The organism is Shinella sp. M27 (genome assembly GCF_049199905.1).
In the GTDB taxonomy this organism is placed as follows: domain Bacteria; phylum Pseudomonadota; class Alphaproteobacteria; order Rhizobiales; family Rhizobiaceae; genus Shinella.
This window is the reverse complement of the sequence record NZ_JBLZPK010000040.1, coordinates 1-18,605: the sequence shown is the minus strand read 5'-3', so window position 1 is coordinate 18,605 and position 18,605 is coordinate 1. Positions and strand designations below refer to the sequence as shown.

Here is an 18,605-nt window from a genome sequence, read left to right as displayed (position 1 = left end):
GATTGGGAATCGATAGAATTTGGAGAAGTCAGGGGCGATCCGGAACTTATCGATGCCGGCCTCATTCTATCGCGTTGTATCGAAGGAGGATGCGATGAGCGAACAGTCCAATATCCAGCTGCATTTCGATGTGTTGAGTTGCCGTGCGATGCTGTCCTGCGAGGGCAGGGATTATGTGCTGCCGGATACCTATCCCACCAAGGAGGCCGCCGCGGCAGCGGCGAAGACTTTTGCATGGGAGCAGTTGGGCTTGAAAAGCGGTCGCGCTGCCAAGCCGTCCGATCTTCCCGTTTTCCAGCGCTAGCGCCGGATCTAAATAATCTAAATATTTGACGTTGCCTGTTCCCGCCCTATGTCCGTCGCGGCCCTCAGCTGTTTCGGCAGGGCGGGAAAAATTTGGTTGGACCATATCGATTGCGATCTTTCGCAGGGAAACCTCGCTAAAAAGCGATCCCGCGAGATCGGTGTATAAAAGGGGGTATGAATGCGGGTGGAAGACGGGCTGGAGGAGGCGGTCGACAGCCGTTATCCATTCCTCAGCGGTGGCGGTGATGCCGCCCGTTTGATTTCCGCCTTCGACTGGACCCGCACCCCGATAGGCCCCGTCGACGGTTGGCCGCAGAGCCTCAAGACCACGGTCAGCATCATGCTGCGCTCCCCGGTACCGATCGTCCTCCTCTGGGGAGAGGACGGTATCATGATCTATAACGATGCCTATTCGATCTTCGCCGGCGGGCGCCATCCGGCGCTTTTGGGCAGTAGGGTTCGCGAAGGCTGGCCCGAAGTTGCCGATTTCAACGACAATGTCATGAAAGTCGGCCTCGCCGGCGGAACACTTGCCTACAAGGATCAGGAGCTGACGCTGCTTCGCCACCGCGGCGAGCCTGAGCAGGTCTGGATGAATCTCGACTATTCGCCCGTGCTCGGCGAGGACGGCCGCCCGGCCGGCGTCATCGCCATCGTGGTCGAAACGACCGGCAAGGTGAAGGCGGAGGAGCGGCTGAAATCGGAAGGCGAGCGGCTGCGCCTGATGTTCGAGCAGGCGCCCGGTTTCGTGTCGACGCTTGTCGGGCCGGACCATGTTTTCGGTATTGCCAACAATGCCTATCGCCAGCTCGTCGACAACAGGGACATTATCGGCAAACCGCTGCGCGAGGCGCTGCCGGAGGTCGTGGAGCAGGGCTTCGTCGATATTCTCGACCGCGTGCTTGCCACCCGCCGTCCCTATGTGGGCAAGGGCGCGCGCGTGCTCTTGAAGCGCCGCCACGACATGGCGCCGGACGAGCGGTTTCTGGACTTCATCTACCAGCCGGTCTTCGACGAAGACGGCAGGCCGACCGGTGTCTTCGTGCAGGGTCACGATGTGACCGAACAGAAGACGGCCGAGGACGCGCTGCGGGAAAGCGAGGCCCGCTTCCGCCTTGCCGCGGACAACGCGCCGGTCATGCTCTGGATGGGCGACGAGAACGGCAAGTGCCTCTATCTCAACGCGGCAAAGCGCGCCTTCTGGGGTGTCGCGCCGGAGGAGATCGACGGTTTCGACTGGAACACCACGGTGCATCCCGACGACCGGCAGAGACTGGCCGAGGTTTTTCAGGATGCGATGCGCCGGCAGGTGCCGTTCGTCGTCGAGGCCCGCTATCGCCGCAAGCTCGGCTGCTACCGTCTGCTGCGTACGGATGCGCAGCCGCGTTTCGGGGCGGGCGGCGAATTTCTCGGCATGATCGGCGTCAATGTCGATGTGACCGAAGTCCGGGCCGAGGACATCAGGCGCAACGCGCTGATCGAGCTGACGGACCGTTTCAGCCAGCTCACCGAGCCGGCCGACATCGCTTTCGCGGCAGCGGAAATGCTGGCCCGTGTGCACAATGTCAGCCGTGCGGGCTATGGCACGATCGATCTCGTCGCCGAGACGATCACCATCGAGCGCGACTGGAACGCGCCCGGCGTCAAGACGATTGCCGGCGTGCTGAACTTTCGCGAATACGGCACCTATATCGATGACCTCAAGCGCGGCGAAACGGTGGTCGTGGCGGATGCGGAAAAGGATCCGCGCACCCAGGCGACGGCCGAGGCGCTGAAGGCGATCAAGGCGCGGGCCTTCATCAACATGCCGGTGACGGAAGCCTCCGGCCTCGTCGCACTGCTCTACCTCAACCATGAGGACGTGCGCGAATGGTCGGCGAGCGAACTGGATTTCGTGCGCGACGTCGCAGCCCGCACCCGCAGCGCCGTAGAGCGGCGGCGGGCGGAGCAGAAGCTCGAGCAGCTCGCCAATTCGCTGGAGCGGCAGGTCGGCGAGCGCACCGCTGAGGTCAATCGACTCTGGCGCAATGCGCGCGACCTACTTGTCGTGACCGGCGAGGACGGCACAATCCGCTCCGTCAATCCCGCCTGGTCCGAGGTGCTGGGCTTTCCAGCCCGCGAAAGCGTGGGCCGGCGTCTCGGCACGTTCGTGCGGCAGGAGGATGCGGCGCAATTCCTGGCCGGCGACCGTCGGTTCGGTTCGGAGGAGCGGGAGGTGCGCTTCCGGCATTTCGACGGGTCCGTGCGGTGGATTTCCTGGCGCATCTTCGCCGAGGAGGGCCTGACCTTCGCCTATGGCCGCGACGTGACCGGCGAGCGCGAACAGGCGCGTGCGCTCGCGGAAGCCGAGGAATTGCTGCGCCAGGCGCAGAAGATGGAATCCATCGGCCAACTGACCGGCGGCGTCGCGCATGACTTCAACAACCTGCTCCAGGTAATCTCGGGCAATCTTCAGCTGCTCGGCAAGGACATTGCCGGCAATGCGCGCGCCGAACAGCGTGTGGCCAATGCCATCGCCGGCGTCAGCCGCGGCTCCAAGCTCGCCAGCCAGCTGCTCGCCTTCGGCCGCCGGCAGGCGCTGGAACCCAAAGTCATCAATATCGGCCGCTTCGTCGCCGGGCTTGAGGACCTCCTGCGCCGGACGATCGGCGAGGCCATCGAGATCGAGACCATCCGCTCCGGCGGCCTGTGGAACACCTTCGTCGATCCGTTGCAGATCGAGAACGCCGTGCTCAACCTCGCGATCAATGCGCGCGATGCCATGAAGGGCGTCGGCAAGCTGACCGTCGAGGTCGGCAATGCCTATATCGACGACGCCTATGCAAGGCAGCATGCCGATATCAAGCCCGGCCAATATGTGCTCGTCGCGGTGACGGATACCGGCGAGGGCATGGCCGCGGATGTGGTGGAGCGGGCCTTCGAGCCGTTCTTTTCCACGAAGCCCGCCGGCAAGGGCAGCGGTCTTGGCCTCTCCATGGTCTATGGTTTCGTCAAGCAGTCCGGCGGCCATATCAAGATCTACAGCGAGCCGGGCGAGGGCACGACGGTGCGCATCTATCTGCCGCGCTCGCTGGAAGAGGAGGACCGCCTCGCGGAGGTCGACTACGGCCCGGTCATCGGCGGCACGGAAACCGTGCTCGTCGCGGAGGACGACGACGAGGTGCGCGCCACCGTCGTCGAGATGCTCGGCGATCTCGGCTATTCCGTGCTGAAGGCGCGCGATGCGGCGAGCGCCCTGACGGTCATCGAAAGCGGCGTCGGCATCGATCTTCTCTTCACCGACGTCGTCATGCCCGGCCCGCTGCGCAGCCCCGATCTCGCCCGCAAGGCGCGTGAGCGCCTGCCTGGCCTCGCGGTGCTGTTCACCTCGGGCTATACGGAAAATTCCATCGTGCATGAAGGCCGGCTCGATGCCGGTGTCGAGCTTCTGCCGAAACCCTATACGCGCGAGGCGCTGGCCCGAAAGCTGCGCGCTACGCTTGCCGGTCGCAAACCGGTTCCGCCGAAGACGGAAACGCCGGTGCCCGAACCGGAAAAGCAACCTGAAAAGCCGCGGCGGCTCAGCATTCTCCTGGTCGAGGACGATTTCCTGATCCGCCTCAATGCGGTCGATCTCGTGCAGGAACTCGGTCATGAGGTGATCGAGGCGACGACCGCAGAGGAGGCATTGCCGCTTCTCAAGAGCCGCGCCTTCGACGTGCTCCTCACCGATGTCGGCCTGCCGGGCATGTCGGGCACGGACCTGGCGATCCGCGCTCGCGAGGTAAGGCCGGATGTCGGCGTCATCTTTGCCACAGGCCACAGCGACCTGCCGGCCCTTGCCGTCGGTCGCCCTGCCGTCCTGCTGCAAAAGCCCTATGACGCCAAGGAGATCGCCGCGGCCCTTGCCGCAACGGGCGTGTGAAGCTGCGGGAACATTGGGCGGGTTCGACGGTTTGACGGGTTACCGTCAACAGGAGATCGTTCCATGCCTGCAAAATCCAAAGCGCAGCAGAAGGCTGCCGGCGCCGCGCTCTCGGCAAAACGCGGTGAGACCAAGAAAAGCGAATTGAAAGGTGCTTCGAAGAGCATGGAGAAATCCATGTCGGAAAAGGAGCTGAAGGAGATGGCGTCGACCAAGCGCAAGGGCAAACCCGAGCACGACTCGAAATCGGCCTGATGCGGGAGAAAGACATGCGAGTCATGATCGTCGAGGACGAGTTCCTCATCGCCAGCCTGTTGGAAAGCGTGGTGCATGACAGCGGCCACGAAACCCTCGGCCCGGTCTCGACTGTCGAGCAGGCGCTCGCCTATGCGCCGCGCGCCGACATCGCGCTGGTCGATCTGGGCCTTTCCGACGGCAACAGCGGCCATCTGCTCGCCCGCCGGCTGATCGACCGTTTCGGCATCGACGTCATCTTCGTCACCGGCGATCCCGGCTCGCTGCCCTACGGGTTTGACGGGGCCTTGGCGGTGATCGCCAAGCCTTTCCGCGACGAGGAGATCACCGAAGCGCTGCAACGAGCGATCGACAAGCGCAGCCGCTCGGTCGCCCGGCGGGCCGCGCCCTAGAGGTCAGTCGCCACCGCATCCAGTCCCAGCGGGTCGGCGACGCGCGGCCAGATGTTGGCGCTCGCCTTGCGATAGGCCGTGGTTGCCGGGTCGGTCGGGTAGGAGGTGGGGGCCGCGATATAGACGATCTCGGACGCAACCGGCTGGAAGCCGGCGTGGAAATGGTTGGTCGATTTGACCAGCAGGAAAGCTTTCTGCGAAAAGTCCACGCCCTGGTTGGAGAAGATATCCGGCTCATAGGTCTGGGTGCGGCTGGTGATCAGCACGATGTCGATCGTCGTGCCGACGGGCCGGATCACCGCCGTGCTGCCGAGCGTCACGCGGCTGTTGCGAAAGCTTTGCCAGCCGGCGTCGAAGACCTGTTCCACGGTGACGCGAAGGTCCAGCGGTTCGCCGCCTTCGGGACCGGATTTGCCGCCGAAGCGCAGCGCCAGTTCTGCGCCTTTGCCCGCCGCATGGCAGAAGGAGACGGCGATCGGGTCCCAGATCGTCGCGACGGCGACATGCTCGAAACCGCGCTCGATCATGCGCCGCAGGATGAAGGTCGCGTCACCTGCGACCCCGCCGCCCGGATTGTCCCAGACATCGGCGATGACGACGGGCTTTTGCGGATGCGCCGCCCGGAGCGTCAGCGCCCTGTCGAGGCCGGCTTCCGTATCGAGCATCGGCATCGCCGTCTTCTTGCGCAGGCCGTAAAGCTCGTGGCCGAGCGCCTGCGCCAGGGCGTCGCCCTTCGCCTTGTCGCCATCGGTCACGACGACGATGCGCGTGCCCATATCCGGCACATCGCCCGCCATGAAGCCGTGGATGACGGAGAGGGAGAGAATGCCGTCCTTGCCCTCCATCGCCTTCACCCGGTCGACGAAGGAGCGCATCGGCTCGCGGCTCGTCGGATAGATGGTGATCATGCGGCAGTCGAAGGTGGAGACGACAGGGCGGATTTCGCCCTTCAGCGTGCGCAGCGCCAGCTCCACCACATGCTCGCCGCGCTCCTCGAAATCCGTATGCGGAAATTCGAGGAAGGCCGCCATCAGGTCGAGATTGGCGACGCGCCTGGCGGTGAGGTGGCTGTGCGGATCGAATTCCACCGCAATCAGCACCTGCGGGCCGACGAGCGCCCGGATGCGTTCCAGAAAATCGCCCTCCGGGTCGTCATAGCCCTGCGCCACCATCGCGCCATGCAGGCCCAGAATGACGGCATCGACCGGCAGCGCGGCGGTGAGCTCGCCGAGGATCTGGTCGCGCAGCGTCTCATAGGTCTGGCGCTGGATGAGGCCGGCGGGCTCTGCCCAGCAGGCGGTCCCCTCGATCACCGTAAAACCCTCCGCCCGGCCGCGCCGGCGCAGGATCGGCACAACCGAGGAACAAAGCGTCGGCGTCTCCGGATGTTCGCCCGGCCCCGCATAGAAGGCGGCCTTGAACGAATTCATATCCGTCGGCACCGGCGAGAACGTGTTGGTTTCCGTTGCAAGCGAGGCCGTGAAAATACGCATCTTCGTCCATTCCTGATGAATTTTCGGCCCGCATGCCCGCTCGGCCTGTCCGAGTAAAAGGCGCTTCCGTGCTGAAAAGCTGTGTCTGTGTCGTTTTCCGCAATCGCTCACGCGATGTAATTTATTTTCTCAATTGAATGAAAAATGTCGCGAAAAGTCAATGTATTAGCCGTGGCAGACTCTGCACCGGACGACTTGTATATTCCTGGTGGCAAGGGCGTGGAATTTTCACAAGCGGAATTTCTGGAAAGTGCTGAATCCTAAAAATAGTGAGTGAATATCATGCGGATAAAGAAAATTTTGTTCGCGTTTCCCGAGAGGGCGAACGGATGGGTGTGAAAATGGCCGGTGAAAATCGGCCATGAGTTTCTCTGCCGGCAGTTCCATGATACGACATCAGTGTTGAGAAATTTATTTTCATAATCTGCGAATGTAGGCGGGAAGAACCGATGGACCTTTTTCACGCCTTGTCGGATGAGGATGGAAAACTGTCCGGTCTCGACAGGCGGCTGGCGCAGATCGCCCTCGACGACGTGGATTTCGTCGTCAACGCCTCGATCGGCGATATGGCCGCGCGGGCCGGCGTCTCGCCGCCCACCGTCACCCGCTTCTGCCGCCGGCTCGGCTGCAAGGGCTATCCGGATTTCAAGGTGCAGCTTGCCGGGCTCACCTATGTCGGCCTGCGCTATGTAAAGCCTGAGGTCGCGACCGAAACGCCCGGCGAGGTGGCCGCGGACATTGTTGCCAAAGCCCAGAACGCGCTGTTCCAGCTGCATCGCCAGCTCGATTTCGCAGCGCTCGAAACGGCCGCCCGCCTGCTGGGCGGAGCCGATTTCATCCAGGCCTTCGGCGCCAGCGGCAATTCGGCGATGATCGTCAACGAACTGCACAACCGGCTTTTCCGCCTGGGATGCCGGATCAGCGCCTCGAATGATCACAACATGAATGCGATGCTCTCCGCCGCCGCCCAGCCGGGTACGGTGGTGTTCGGATCGTCCTTCACCGGTCGCGACATGGCGCTGGTGCATTGTCTCACGCTTTTGCGCGAACGCGGCGTGCCGAGCATCGTCATCACCCAGAGCGGCTCGCCCGTGGCGGTAGCGGCCGATGTCGTCATCGCCGTCGACCTGCCGGAGGGCCGCAACGTCTTCCGCCCCACGTCGACGCGCTACGCCTATCTCGCCGTCATCGACATGCTCGCCAATCTCGTCGCCTATGCCGATCGCAAAACGGCGCTGAAGACGCTGCGCGGCATCAAGCAGGAACTGGTCAGCCGTCGCGATGGCGACGACCGGCAACTGCTCGGGGATTGACGCCGCGCGGCCCATCCGCTTTGCATGGATCATGTTGCTTCCCTCGCTCAATGCCATCAGGGTTTTCGAGGCCACGGCCCGGCTCGGCAGCCTGAAGGCCGCCGCCGCGGAGCTTGGCCTGTCCCCCTCCGCCGTCAGCCGCCACATCGCCTCGCTGGAGGATACGCTGGGCGCCCGGCTGTTTACCCGCGGCACGCGCGGCGTCACGCTGACGGGGCGCGGCGAAAGCTATGCCCATCGCCTGTACGAGGCCTTCCGCATCATCGAGACGGCGACGGAGGAGGCGGCGGTGCATGGCAAGGTGCGGCCCAACCGCGCCCGCTTCATCACGCTCGGCGGCGAGACCACCTTCATCAGCCTATGGCTGGTCGATCGCCTGGAGCAGTTTCGTACCCTGCATCCCGAGTTCGAATTCGAGGTCTCGACATCCTCCGCCAACGAGATCGGCGACAGCGACCTCTTCATCTTCTCCGAATTCGAAAACCACAACGACCCGTCCTTCAAGCCGCTGCTGCCGCTCACCATCATGCCCGTCTGCGCGCCGGCGCTGCTTCGCGAGCGCCCCATCCGCGTCCCCGCCGATCTCGTCGGCCACCGCCTGCTGCACGAGGGCACCACGGCCTGGTGGGAGGAATGGCTGGTACGTGAGGGCGTAACGTCGAATGCGGCGGTGAAAGCCGGCGCGATGTTCCACGATCCCATTCTGCTGATGCGCGAGGCGGTGAAAGGCGGCGGCATTGCGCTGGCCGATACGATCATGGCGGAGGATTTCCTCGCGCGCGGCGAGCTGGTCGCGCCGCTGCCGAGCCGCCACCGGCTGAAGGCCGGTTATTATCTGCGCCAGCGCGTCGGTGCAGCCGGCAAACCGGGGATTCGCCTCTTCCGCGATTGGCTGGACGGGCAGATCGAGATGCACAAGCGCAGCATGGATCTCGTCTGATCCCTCCGTACAGGTGAGTTTTCCGCACCTCGGCATGCGGAAATGATATTTGTCGCGACGGTCTTTCTCCCCGACCATCCCGCCCGAGTGAGGACAGGGAAGAGACCATGACAGGATACAGACATTCGGCAACGCCGGCCTTGGCCGGAAGGCTTTTGGGAAGCGCCGCCTTCGGCCTCGCGCTTCTCGGCTCCAGCGCCGCTTTCGCGGCCGGCGAGCTCAATATCTACAATTGGGGCAACTACACCAACCCGGAGTTGGTGAAGCGCTTCGAGGAGAAATACGACGTCAAGGTCACCGTGACGGACTATGATTCCAACGAGACGGCGCTGGCCAAGGTGCGCCAGGGCGGTCACGGCTTCGACATGGTCGTGCCGTCGAGCTACGTCATGGATGTGTGGATCGGCGAGGGGCTGCTGCTCCAGTCCGAGCCGAACCAGATGGAGAACTTCAAGAACGTCGATCCGAAATGGGTGGACGTGCCCTTCGATCCCGGCCGGCATTATTCTGTACCGTGGCAATGGGGCGTGACGGGCGTCATGGTCAACAAATCCATCTACAAAGGCGATCCGAACACCTCGGCGATCTTCCTCGATCCGCCGCCGGAGCTGGCCGGCAAGCTCAACATCATCCCGGAAATGTCCGACGTGATGTTCCTCGCCATTCACTATGCCGGCGGCAAGGTCTGCGAGAGCGACCTCACCGTTCTCAAGAAGGTGCGCGACCTGCTGGTGGCGGCAAAGCCGAAATGGCTGGCGGTGGACTACGGCACGATCGAGCAGGTCTCCAAGGGCGATTTCGCCGGCGGCACGTCGTGGAACGGCGCGACCTTCCGCGCACGCCTGCTCAATCCCGATGTCGTCTTCGGTTATCCCAAGGAAGGATATCCGCTGTGGACAGACAGCCTCGCCATCCTGAAGGATGCGAAGAATGTCGAGAACGCCAAGCTCTTCCTGAACTTCGTGATGGATCCGGAAAACGCCGCCCTCATCTCCGCCTTCGCCCGCTACGGCAACGGCATCATGGGTTCGGAAAAGTTTATGCCCGCCGACATGCGGGATGCGCCCGAGCTGAACATTCCCGAGGACCTGAAGGCCGCCGGTGAATTCAGCATCGCCTGCCCGCCGGATGTGCAGGCGCTCTACACGAAGATCTGGACCGACGTCCTGAAATGACCGACGTTGTGCCGCGCCGTCGTCGTCCGGTCGGACGCGATGGCGCGGTGCGTTCTTGCTATCGTCCAGCGGCTTTTTGAAAATTCGGAATCTGCCATGAACCTTTCAGACTATTGCAGCCACGACGCCACCGGTCTTGCCGATCTGGTGCGCCGGGGAGACGTCTCGGCCCACGAACTGACGGAGGCGGCGCGTGCCGCGCATGAGAAGGTCGATCCTGATATCAACGCCGTCGTCGAATTCTATGACGATGCCGAGGCGGTGAGCGGCCCGCAGCAGGGCGCCTTTGCCGGCGTGCCCTTCCTGCGCAAGGACATCGGCTCCGCCGAGGCCGGGCGCTTGCAGGAATTCGGCAGCCGCTTGATGAAGGGTAACGTCGCGACGCTCGACAGCTACTACACGACCCGCGCCAAGACATCGGGCCTGCGCTATGTCGGCCGCAGCGCGGTGCCGGAATTCGCCTTTGCCGGTTTTACCGAAACCTTGCTCGAGGGCATCACCCGCAACCCGTGGAACCTCGACCGCTCGGCCGGCGGTTCTTCCGGCGGCGCGGCGGCGGCGGTGGCGGCGGGTGTGGTCCCGATGGCGCACGCTTCCGATGGCGGCGGCTCGATCCGCATTCCTGCCGGCTGGTGCGGCCTCGTGGGCCTCAATCCCTCGCGCGGCCGGGTTTCCGGCGGGCCGGATGGTCAGGATTCGCTGTTTGGCCTGGCGCGTGAATTCGTCGTCTGCCGCACGGTGCGCGACATGGCCGCCGCCCTTGATGTGTTCTCCGGTCCCGAGCCGGGCGATCCCTTCATCATCGCGCAGCCGGAACGGCCCTATCGCGAAGAATTGCAGCGCTCGACCGGCAAGCTGCGCATCGGCCTGGCGCGCACCGCCTGGGGCCGGGTGCCGATCGCGGCGGATGTGCTGGCCGTTCTCGACGAGACGGCGGCACTTCTGGCCGCCATGGGCCACGAAATCGAGGAGATTTCCGCGCCGGCCGCCCCCGAGGACATCATGGTCGGCGTCATGGGCGGCTTCAATCTCGGCCTTGCCGATATGCCGGCCCTTGCCCGCTCGCTCGGCAAGCCGCTCGACGGCACGACGGTCGAGCCCGTGCTGCTGAAGCTGACGGAACAGACGCTCGCCATGTCGCCGGCCGAGATCGTCAATGTCTTCGAGGTCATGCGCAAGATCCGTCATGATGTCGCGATCGCCACCCAGCGCTTCGATATCCTGCTGACGCCGACGACGCCGGTGACGGCCCCCGAGCACGGCCGCTTCGCGACGACGCGCGAAGACCTGTCGGCCGCCGATTTCTCCGAGGGCGACACGACGCTTTTCACCTTCCTCGGCACGTTCAATGCCACCGGCCAGCCCTCCGTCAGCCTGCCGCTCGGTCTCGATGGCAACGGCATGCCCATCGGCATCCAGGTCGTCGCCCGCTTTGCCGACGAGGCGACTCTGGTGCGCGTCGCGCGCGACCTCGAAGAGGCTCGTCCGTGGAGCGGTCTTCGCGCACCGGTGCATGCCGCCCGCTGAAACGAAGAGAACCCCGTCGCTGTGGCGGGGGTCTCCAGATGCTCGACGAAGTGTTCACGCTTGCAGCCAGCTTTAGGACGGCGGCAGAACACGGTGGTGACTTGCGGGCCATCAGCCGCAGGAACCTGTTGATCGTCCAAGGAAAATACCGCACGATCCCTCCCTCTGGGAGGAGATCACCATGGACACGACACCGGCCCCTTTCCCCGCCGAACCGGCGCCCTCGCTCGATTGCGCGGACCGCGCCTGGGCGCGCCATGCCATCGGCATTCTGGAGGGTGACGCCCGCCGCTCGGCGGATACGCATCTCGTCAATCCGGTGTTCAAGGGCCTCAAGGGCATCTCTATCTATCTCAAGGACGAGAGCACCCATCCGACGGGCAGTCTGAAGCACCGGCTCGCCCGCTCGCTGTTCCTCTACGGCATCTGCAACGGGCGGATCTGCAAGGGCACGACGCTGGTCGAGGCCTCCTCGGGCTCGACGGCGGTCTCGGAGGCCTATTTCGCCAATCTGCTGGAGCTGCCCTTCATCGCCGTCATGCCGCGCAGCACCAGCAAGGCGAAGATCGATGTCATCGAGCGTTTCGGCGGCCGCTGCGCCTTCGTCGATCGCCCGGCGGAGGTCTATGACACCGCCGCGCGCATCGCGGCCGAGACGAACGGCCACTATCTCGACCAGTTCACCAATGCCGAGCGCGCCACCGACTGGCGCGGCAACAACAACATCGCCGAAAGTATTTTCGGCCAGATGGAGCGCGAGGCGCATCCGGTGCCGAGCTGGGTCATCATGGGCGCCGGTACGGGCGGCACCTCGGCAACCATTGGCCGTTATATCCGCTATCGCAACCTCGCGACGCGGCTCTGCGTGACCGATGTCGAGAACTCGGTGTTCTACGATGCCTGGAAGGAGCGCGATCCGGACGCCACCTGTGCGACGCCGTCACGCATCGAAGGGGTCGGCCGCCCGCGCGTCGAGCCGTCCTTCATCCCGACGGTCATCGACCACATGATCAAGGTGCCGGACGCCGCCTCGATTGCCGCCGCCCATGTGCTGTCCGACCGGCTGTTCCGCCGGGTGGGCGCGTCCACGGGCACGAATTTCTTCGGCCTGCTCTCGATTGCCGAGGGTATGATGAAGGAGGGACGCGAGGGCTCGCTCGTCACGCTGATCTGCGACAGCGGCGACCGCTATGCCGGCACCTATTTCAATGCCGACTGGCTGGCCCAGAACAAGATCGACATCGCCCCCTGGTGCCAAGCCATCGAGACCTTCCTCGACACGGGAACCCTGACGATGCCGTAAATCACCCCTTGCGGCCGACGTGCGGATAGCTCGACGTAAAAATCTGTTCGAGCGGCGGGTGGCCGTAGGTACGGTCCGGGTAGCGGGTGAGCAGCCCGTCGAACTGGCGCTGGGCGCGGGCCTGTTCCGCTGCAGCATCGAAGCCGGGAATGACCCCGTCGACCATGACGAAGCGGCCGTCGATGACGACGGTGCGCACGTCGCGGCCGGAGGAATTCATCATCAGCGTCTGGATCGGATCGATGACATGGCCGATGCGGTCATGGCCCATGTCGATGACGATCATGTCGGCCTTGGCGCCCGGCTGGAGGCGGCCGAGATCGGGACGGCGCAGGGCATCGGCCCCGCCGAGCGTCGCGGCATCGAAATAATGCTCCGAGCGCACGCTCTCGATGGAGGCATCCATCACGCGCGACACCATGATGCCGACCTGCATGTTCTGGATGAAATCCGGCGGCCAGGTGTCGGTGCCAAGCCCGATGCGCACGCCCAGTTCGCGGAACTTGCTGAAGCTGTCCATAAAGCCGCCGTGGCGGGCCGAGACGATGGGGCAATGCACCAGCGTGGCACCGGCCTTGGCGAGGATATCGAGGTCGCGCCCGGCGCGCGCCACATTGCGCGTGCCGGCGACGAGTTCGCCATGCGGCAGCAGCATGCGCTCGGACAGCACGCCGAGACTGTCGAGCCATTCGAGCGGCGTGGCGTCGTGCACCGCGACGATGCTGTCGAATTCGAGTTCGGACTGGCAGCAATGCAGCCGCACCGGCACGTCGAGATCGTTGCCGGCAGCGGCGGTGCGGCGCAGGAATTCGGCGGTGCCGGTCTCGATGCGGTCGGGCGCCAGCATCGCGCGCACCAGCGGCGAGGCCATCGCCTCGATGCGCTCGGCAAAGGCGACGGCGCCGGCGAGATTGGCAAGGCCGCGTTCCTCGTCGAAATAGAAGCCGATCTTGCCATCGTCATCAACGAAGCTGTTGCCGGCGCGGTAGGCCGGGCCGAGATAGACGCGCAGGCCGAGATCGTGCGCGGCATGGGCCGCGGCGGAGAATTCGCCGTCCGTTTCCGCCCATTCCCGATAGAACAGCGAGGCGATGGGCAGCGCCGTCGTCACGCCGTTACGGATGAGCTGGGCGAAGGCATAGCGCTTCTGGAAGGCCAGCTCCTCCGGCGTGTACATCTCGTAGGGGCCGCGATCCATGTAGCTCTTCGGCCAGACGCGGCCGGTGCGCCAGGAGGGCTGGTTGTCGAAGGCGAGCACCGTCGTATCGAGATCGGACAGCGCGTCGAGATCGATGAAGCCGGGCGAGAGGATGGCATTGCCGCAATCGATGCGATGGGCGACCTCGCCGGGATAATCATGGCCGACGAAAGTGACCGTATCCCCTTCGAAGACGACGCAGCCGTCGTCATAGAGCACATGACGGCCGTCCCGGTGGCCGACGACCCAGCGCGCGCTCATCAGGACCGCGCCGGCAAGGCGTCTGGAATGCGGAAGTGTCGTCATGGACTGGTTCCCGATTGTATTAGATTGCGTTTCTTATTGCATACAAGAAAACGATGTCAATCAGCCGCGCTGTCACCGGAAGAGCGCCCGGTAGGCACGCGGCGACAGGCCGCGCAGATGACCGCCTCCTCAACGGGGTGGAGACGCTGTCGCAGCGCCGGGAAGGTTCCCGCCTAGCGCTGTTTTTTCGGCGGCGCGGCGGGAAGGACGTCGAGCCGCTGGTCACTGAGGCTGCCATCCGCTTCCACGATCGCCTGCCAGCGCCGGTTGCCGCAGCGCACCGACAGCCGCCAGCGGCCGGCATCCTCGCCTTCGCCGCGCTCGACGCGGGACGAGACGAGGCCTCGCCGCATCATGTCGCGAAAGGTCTCGACCGGCCAGCCGAAACGGGCGGCAAGCATGTCCGCTGGCAGCAGGAACTCGCCGTTCTCGTCCCGTGTGAGGGTGAGGGGTACGGTCACGTCAGCGCCTCCCGGGAGATCGGCAGAACGTTCATGGAATCCTCGCCGCGATGGAAGGCGATGGCGAGGCGGAAGGAATGGGCGATGCGCAGCGCCCGGTCGAGAAAGAGATCGGCAACGTCGGGCGGGCAGAGCCGTTCGACGGTTGCGCGAAACAGCGAAAGCCAGCGCTGGAAATGCGCCTCGCCGAGTTCGGGAATGGAAAGGTGCGGCGGCAGCGGCCGGCCTTCGTAGCGGCCGGCGCGCAGCAGCGTCGCAGACCAGAAATCGCACATCTTGGCGAGATGTCCAGGCCAGTCCTCTGCCGCGATGATGCCGGTGAAGACGGGGCCGAGCAGCGCGTCCTTGCGGATTTCGTCGTAGAAGCCGTGCACGACGGCGTGGATCATCGTCTCGTCGAGCATCTCGGGCAGCCGCTTGCCATCGATGACGATGGTACGTTCGGGCGCGGTCCGGCCTTTCACAGGCTCACCTCGGGCATAGTCCAGTCCTTTCATCAGGCCGCGACAGCGTTGAGGCCGAGCAGCGGGCCGAGCGCGGCGCGATTGCGCACGATATCGGCGAGTGTGTATCGATCGAGCACGGCGAGGAAGGCGGCGAGCGCTTCGTGCAGCATGCCCTTCAGCCGGCAGGCCGGCGAGATCGCGCAACAGCTGCCGCCCTCGGCCTGCATGCATTCGGCAAGCGAAAACGCTTCCTCCGTTGCCCGCACCAGCGCACCGATGCCGATAGCCTCGGGCGCCCTGGCGAGCTTTATGCCGCCGGTCCGGCCGCGCGTCGTCTCGACGAGGCCGATATCCCGCAATGTCTGCGCCACCTTGAGAAGGTGGTTGCGCGAGAGCCCGTAGGCCTCTGCCACATCGCCGACTGTACAGAGCCCATCCGGTCGTGCCGCCACATAGATCAGCATGCGGAGCGCATAGTCGGTGTGCAGCGTCAGGCGCATGATGCGGTCTTTCGGAAAACGGGTTGCATCATAAGAAGTATTTCGAATACCACTTTTAGCGCAAGTCGAGCCGCGCTGAAAGCGCCAAGGCGTCGCAACCGATGGCGAGGAGCGCGATGGCGCGTTTTCCACGACTGCGGCTTGAAGGGTGACTGCGATGGGTGACGCGACAGCCAAGCTTTTCCGTCGCTGCGGGCGCTTTTCCCAACGAGAAGAAACCTTGCCGTTGGCCGGGAAAAGCGAAGAAAAGCGCGCAAGGGTTGCGTTTACGGCGGGGCGAACAACTCGATCGATCAAATGCTTAATATAATCTTTACCATCCGTTTATATCCCTTTGAGTGAACGCGCTCTGAATGATCCGCTCAGACATCGTTCAGGGTGCATGCCCGAATATGCAACGCAGAAGCCGCTGTGGCTTGCGAGAGGAAGAATCATGAAGATTATTGGTGCTATGATCGGCGTTCTCGGCTTTGCAGCCGTTGCCCATGCAGATGACATTTCGCTCGGCGTGCCGGGCTACGGCGGCAGCGGCTGCCCGTCCAACAGCGTCTCGGCGACGCTCAGCCCCGATTCCAAGTCGCTCAGCCTGTTGTTCGACGAATATATCGTCCAGGCCGGCGGTGACACCGGCAAGTCGCTGGACCGCAAGACCTGCAACGTTGCGATCCCGGTTCACGTGCCGCAGGGCCGCAGCGTCTCGGTTCTGGCCATCGACTACCGCGGCTTCAACCAGCTGCCGCGCGGCGCCCGTTCGCAGTTCAGCGTGGAATATTTCTTCGCCGGCTCGCGTGGCCCGTCCTTTGCCAAGACCTTCACCGGTCCGAAGGAAGCCGACTACCTGATCACCAACAAGCTGGTGGCCGATGCGCTCGTCTGGTCGCCCTGCGGCCAGGACGTCAACCTGCGCACCAATTCCTCGATCCGCGTCTCGACGACGCGCAACCAGGAAGCTATGGCAACGGTCGATACGCAGGACGTCAAGGCCGCGATCATCTACCAGCTGCAGTGGCGCAAGTGCCGCTGAGCCGTTAAGAACGGACTGCGCGAATCGGGGCGGCCTGTGGGCCGCTCCCTTGTAATCACTAAGACCGGGTGAAGTTTTGACGGTTCTGAAACATGCAAATCGTGCCCTGATCCTGACGGGTCTCGTACTCGCGGCGGGTTCCGCCCAGGCTGCCAACGGGTGTGCGCCAGGCACCTTTTCCACGACCCTTTCTCCGGACAGGAATTCCACCAGCTTCCTCTTCGATTCCCTCTTCGCCATCAGCGACCGCACGCAAGGCCCGGGCCGGACGACCTGCTCGCTCTCCGCGCCGGTCACACAGGCCAAGGGTTATTCGGTGTTCTCCGTCGATTATCGCGGCTTTACCACCAAGACCGGCGACCAGACGGTGACGCTCGACGGCGGCAAGAAGGGCGATCGCGTTCGCCTCTACAATCCGGACGGCGAGGTTTCCGAGGATTACGAGATCAACCGCCGCATGGGCACGGTCGATTCCGAAACGCTCGATCTCTCCATCCTGCTGACGGCGGAAGGTCAGGACGGCGATCTCGACGCCGCCCAGATATTCCTGGATACGCTCGACGTTTCGCGGATCGGCTTCACGACCCGCGAATCCGTCAAGGGATCGCTGGACGGCCTTGCCGAGCAGCGCCGCTCGCTTCTGGCAGGCGTCGACGCCGTGGCCGGCCGCATCCTCGGTCTCACCGATCCCTTCGCTGGCGACGACTATATCTCCGCCTTTGCCGGCACCGAGGGCATGGTGGGCTTCAATGCGCGGTGGAACGCGACGGAAGAGATCACCCTGATGGGCGGCCTGGCTGGCTATGATGCGCGCCAGACCGGCACCGATGCCGACAACATGCTGATCGCCGCGGCTTCCGCACGCTATGCCGTACCGCTCGACGGCGGCTGGAAGGCCTTTGGCGAGGTCGGCATCTGGGGCTCGCCGGATGTCGAGGCGAAATATACGCGCAACTATATCAATGCCGGCAGACTCGTTTCCCGCACGAATGACGCTTCGGGCTCGCTGATCGGCGGCCATGTGCGCGTCGGCGTCGCCTATGCGCCGGATACGCAGAACGAGTTCACCGCAGCCCTTCGGCTGTCCCGCTCGGCGCTCGATGTCGCGTCCTATGCGGAAACGCCCGACGCCGACAACCTGTTTGCCGCGGCCCTTTCCGGCAAGAGCACGGTGGCTGATACGGCCGACGTCACCGTCATGTGGACGCATGCTTTGAACCCGGCGGTCGACTATTCGCTCTTCGCCACCGCCGGCCAGACCTTTGGCAATGGCGATGCCGTCAAGGCGGATGTCGATTGGGTCGGCCAGGCGACGGGCGGTTGGGAAGCGCGCCGTTTCGGCTCGGTCGGTGCCCGCGTCGGCTGGAAGTTCCACGAGAACTGGGCGGTCGATACGCGCGCCAGCCTCACGGTCGCCGAAGAGAGCAAGCCGCGCTGGAATGCCGGCCTGCAACTCAAGGCGAGTTTCTGATCGGAAACAAGAGGGCGGCCATAGGGCCGCTCTCTTCGTTTCGAGTACTTCATAAAATCAGTAGAAATTATTTTCTCGTTCTCTGGCCATTCTGGAGAGCGAAAGTTCCCGTTCGCGCTGCCCAATAAATCGCCATTCGTTGTTCACGAAAGCGGCATTTGCGATTTTGCTTCCCAGAAACCGGGTCGGTTTCGAGCGTCGATCCTCCCAATCGCGAAAGCAGGCTATCATGTTGACTATCATCAAAAACCGTCTCTCCCGCCGCGTGGCGCTCGCAGCGATCGCCGTTGCCGCCGTGTCCGTCTCGGTCCTCTCCGTTTCCGGCCCCGCCGTTGCGGAGGACAAGAAGGACCTGAAGGTCGGCATCATCTCCGGTGAGGATGAGGATGTCTGGCGCGTCGTCACCGCCGAGGCCGCCAAGAAGGGCCTGACCATCGAAACCGTCGTCTTCAACGACTACACCCAGCCGAACGAAGCGCTGGAGCGCGGTGAGATCGACGCCAACGCCTTCCAGCACCTGCCGTATCTGGAAAACCAGATCAAGACGAACGGCTACAAGATCGTGCCTGTCGGCTATACCGGCGTCTGGCC

General features: G+C 64.0%; 17 protein-coding genes. 12 read left to right on the top strand and 5 right to left on the bottom strand.

All coding sequences use genetic code 11. The features are described 5' to 3' along the window. The first annotated feature begins 94 nt into the window (after positions 1-94). The 4 genes from ACOZK4_RS16520 to ACOZK4_RS16505 all read left to right on the top strand — a co-directional run bounded on the left by ACOZK4_RS16520 (position 95) and on the right by ACOZK4_RS16505 (position 4,857). On the top strand, positions 95-304 hold the full coding sequence (locus tag ACOZK4_RS16520) for a hypothetical protein (protein ID WP_313530301.1): 210 nt from the start codon (positions 95-97) through the stop codon (positions 302-304). Positions 305-484: 180 nt separating this feature from the next. Further along, positions 485-4,210 carry a PAS domain S-box protein gene (locus ACOZK4_RS16515; protein ID WP_421592827.1) on the top strand — a complete coding sequence of 1,242 codons (3,726 nt, stop codon included), beginning with the start codon at positions 485-487 and terminating at the stop codon, positions 4,208-4,210. 63 nt (positions 4,211-4,273) lie between these two features. Continuing rightward, a complete protein-coding gene (locus ACOZK4_RS16510) occupies positions 4,274-4,465 on the top strand; it encodes a DUF3008 family protein (protein WP_421592826.1) in 192 nt (63 codons plus the stop codon). Positions 4,466-4,479: 14 nt separating this feature from the next. After that, positions 4,480-4,857, top strand: a complete 378-nt coding sequence (locus ACOZK4_RS16505) for a response regulator (protein ID WP_313530305.1) — start codon at positions 4,480-4,482, stop codon at positions 4,855-4,857. On the opposite strand, the gene ACOZK4_RS16500 is transcribed toward ACOZK4_RS16505, so the two are convergent. After that, positions 4,854-6,350: a M81 family metallopeptidase gene (locus ACOZK4_RS16500; protein ID WP_421592825.1), complete on the bottom strand. Its 1,497-nt coding sequence runs from the start codon at positions 6,348-6,350 to the stop codon at positions 4,854-4,856. The two genes, ACOZK4_RS16505 and ACOZK4_RS16500, sit on opposite strands and share 4 nt — an antisense overlap. A gap of 449 nt (positions 6,351-6,799) precedes the next feature. On the opposite strand from ACOZK4_RS16500, the gene ACOZK4_RS16495 reads away from it, so the two are divergent. From ACOZK4_RS16495 to ACOZK4_RS16475, 5 genes are all read left to right on the top strand, one after another. Further along, positions 6,800-7,663 (top strand): MurR/RpiR family transcriptional regulator, encoded by an 864-nt coding sequence (locus ACOZK4_RS16495; protein WP_421592824.1) that lies wholly within the window; start codon positions 6,800-6,802, stop codon positions 7,661-7,663. A gap of 31 nt (positions 7,664-7,694) precedes the next feature. Continuing rightward, on the top strand, positions 7,695-8,603 hold the full coding sequence (locus ACOZK4_RS16490; RefSeq protein WP_421592823.1) for a LysR family transcriptional regulator: 909 nt from the start codon (positions 7,695-7,697) through the stop codon (positions 8,601-8,603). Between the two features lie 107 nt (positions 8,604-8,710). Next, a complete protein-coding gene (locus ACOZK4_RS16485; protein ID WP_421592822.1) occupies positions 8,711-9,778 on the top strand; it encodes an extracellular solute-binding protein in 1,068 nt (355 codons plus the stop codon). 96 nt (positions 9,779-9,874) lie between these two features. Then, positions 9,875-11,305, top strand: coding sequence for an amidase (locus tag ACOZK4_RS16480; protein ID WP_421592821.1), 1,431 nt, complete (start codon positions 9,875-9,877; stop codon positions 11,303-11,305). Positions 11,306-11,486: 181 nt separating this feature from the next. Further along, positions 11,487-12,608 (top strand): PLP-dependent cysteine synthase family protein, encoded by a 1,122-nt coding sequence (locus ACOZK4_RS16475; protein ID WP_421592820.1) that lies wholly within the window; start codon positions 11,487-11,489, stop codon positions 12,606-12,608. Between the two features lies 1 nt (position 12,609). Here the strand turns inward: ACOZK4_RS16475 and ACOZK4_RS16470 are convergent, their stop codons facing one another. From ACOZK4_RS16470 to ACOZK4_RS16455, 4 genes are all read right to left on the bottom strand, one after another. Further along, complete coding sequence (locus ACOZK4_RS16470; RefSeq protein ID WP_421592819.1) at positions 12,610-14,112, bottom strand: amidohydrolase family protein; 1,503 nt, start codon at positions 14,110-14,112, stop codon at positions 12,610-12,612. Between the two features lie 173 nt (positions 14,113-14,285). Further along, complete coding sequence (locus tag ACOZK4_RS16465) at positions 14,286-14,573, bottom strand: DUF6522 family protein (RefSeq protein WP_421592818.1); 288 nt, start codon at positions 14,571-14,573, stop codon at positions 14,286-14,288. Beyond that, positions 14,570-15,037, bottom strand: coding sequence for a group III truncated hemoglobin (locus ACOZK4_RS16460; RefSeq protein WP_421592817.1), 468 nt, complete (start codon positions 15,035-15,037; stop codon positions 14,570-14,572). The genes ACOZK4_RS16465 and ACOZK4_RS16460 overlap by 4 nt, the downstream gene beginning before the upstream one ends. Positions 15,038-15,069: 32 nt before the next feature. Next, positions 15,070-15,519 carry an Rrf2 family transcriptional regulator gene (locus tag ACOZK4_RS16455; RefSeq protein WP_421592816.1) on the bottom strand — a complete coding sequence of 150 codons (450 nt, stop codon included), beginning with the start codon at positions 15,517-15,519 and terminating at the stop codon, positions 15,070-15,072. A 433-nt stretch (positions 15,520-15,952) separates the two neighbouring features. On the opposite strand from ACOZK4_RS16455, the gene ACOZK4_RS16450 reads away from it, so the two are divergent. From ACOZK4_RS16450 to ACOZK4_RS16440, 3 genes are all read left to right on the top strand, one after another. Continuing rightward, positions 15,953-16,543: a DUF4360 domain-containing protein gene (locus ACOZK4_RS16450; protein WP_313531953.1), complete on the top strand. Its 591-nt coding sequence runs from the start codon at positions 15,953-15,955 to the stop codon at positions 16,541-16,543. Positions 16,544-16,619: 76 nt separating this feature from the next. After that, positions 16,620-18,014, top strand: coding sequence for a DUF4360 domain-containing protein (locus tag ACOZK4_RS16445; protein ID WP_421592815.1), 1,395 nt, complete (start codon positions 16,620-16,622; stop codon positions 18,012-18,014). A 229-nt stretch (positions 18,015-18,243) separates the two neighbouring features. After that, on the top strand, positions 18,244-18,605 hold a 362-nt coding region (locus ACOZK4_RS16440; protein WP_421592814.1), incomplete at its 3' end, for a MetQ/NlpA family ABC transporter substrate-binding protein.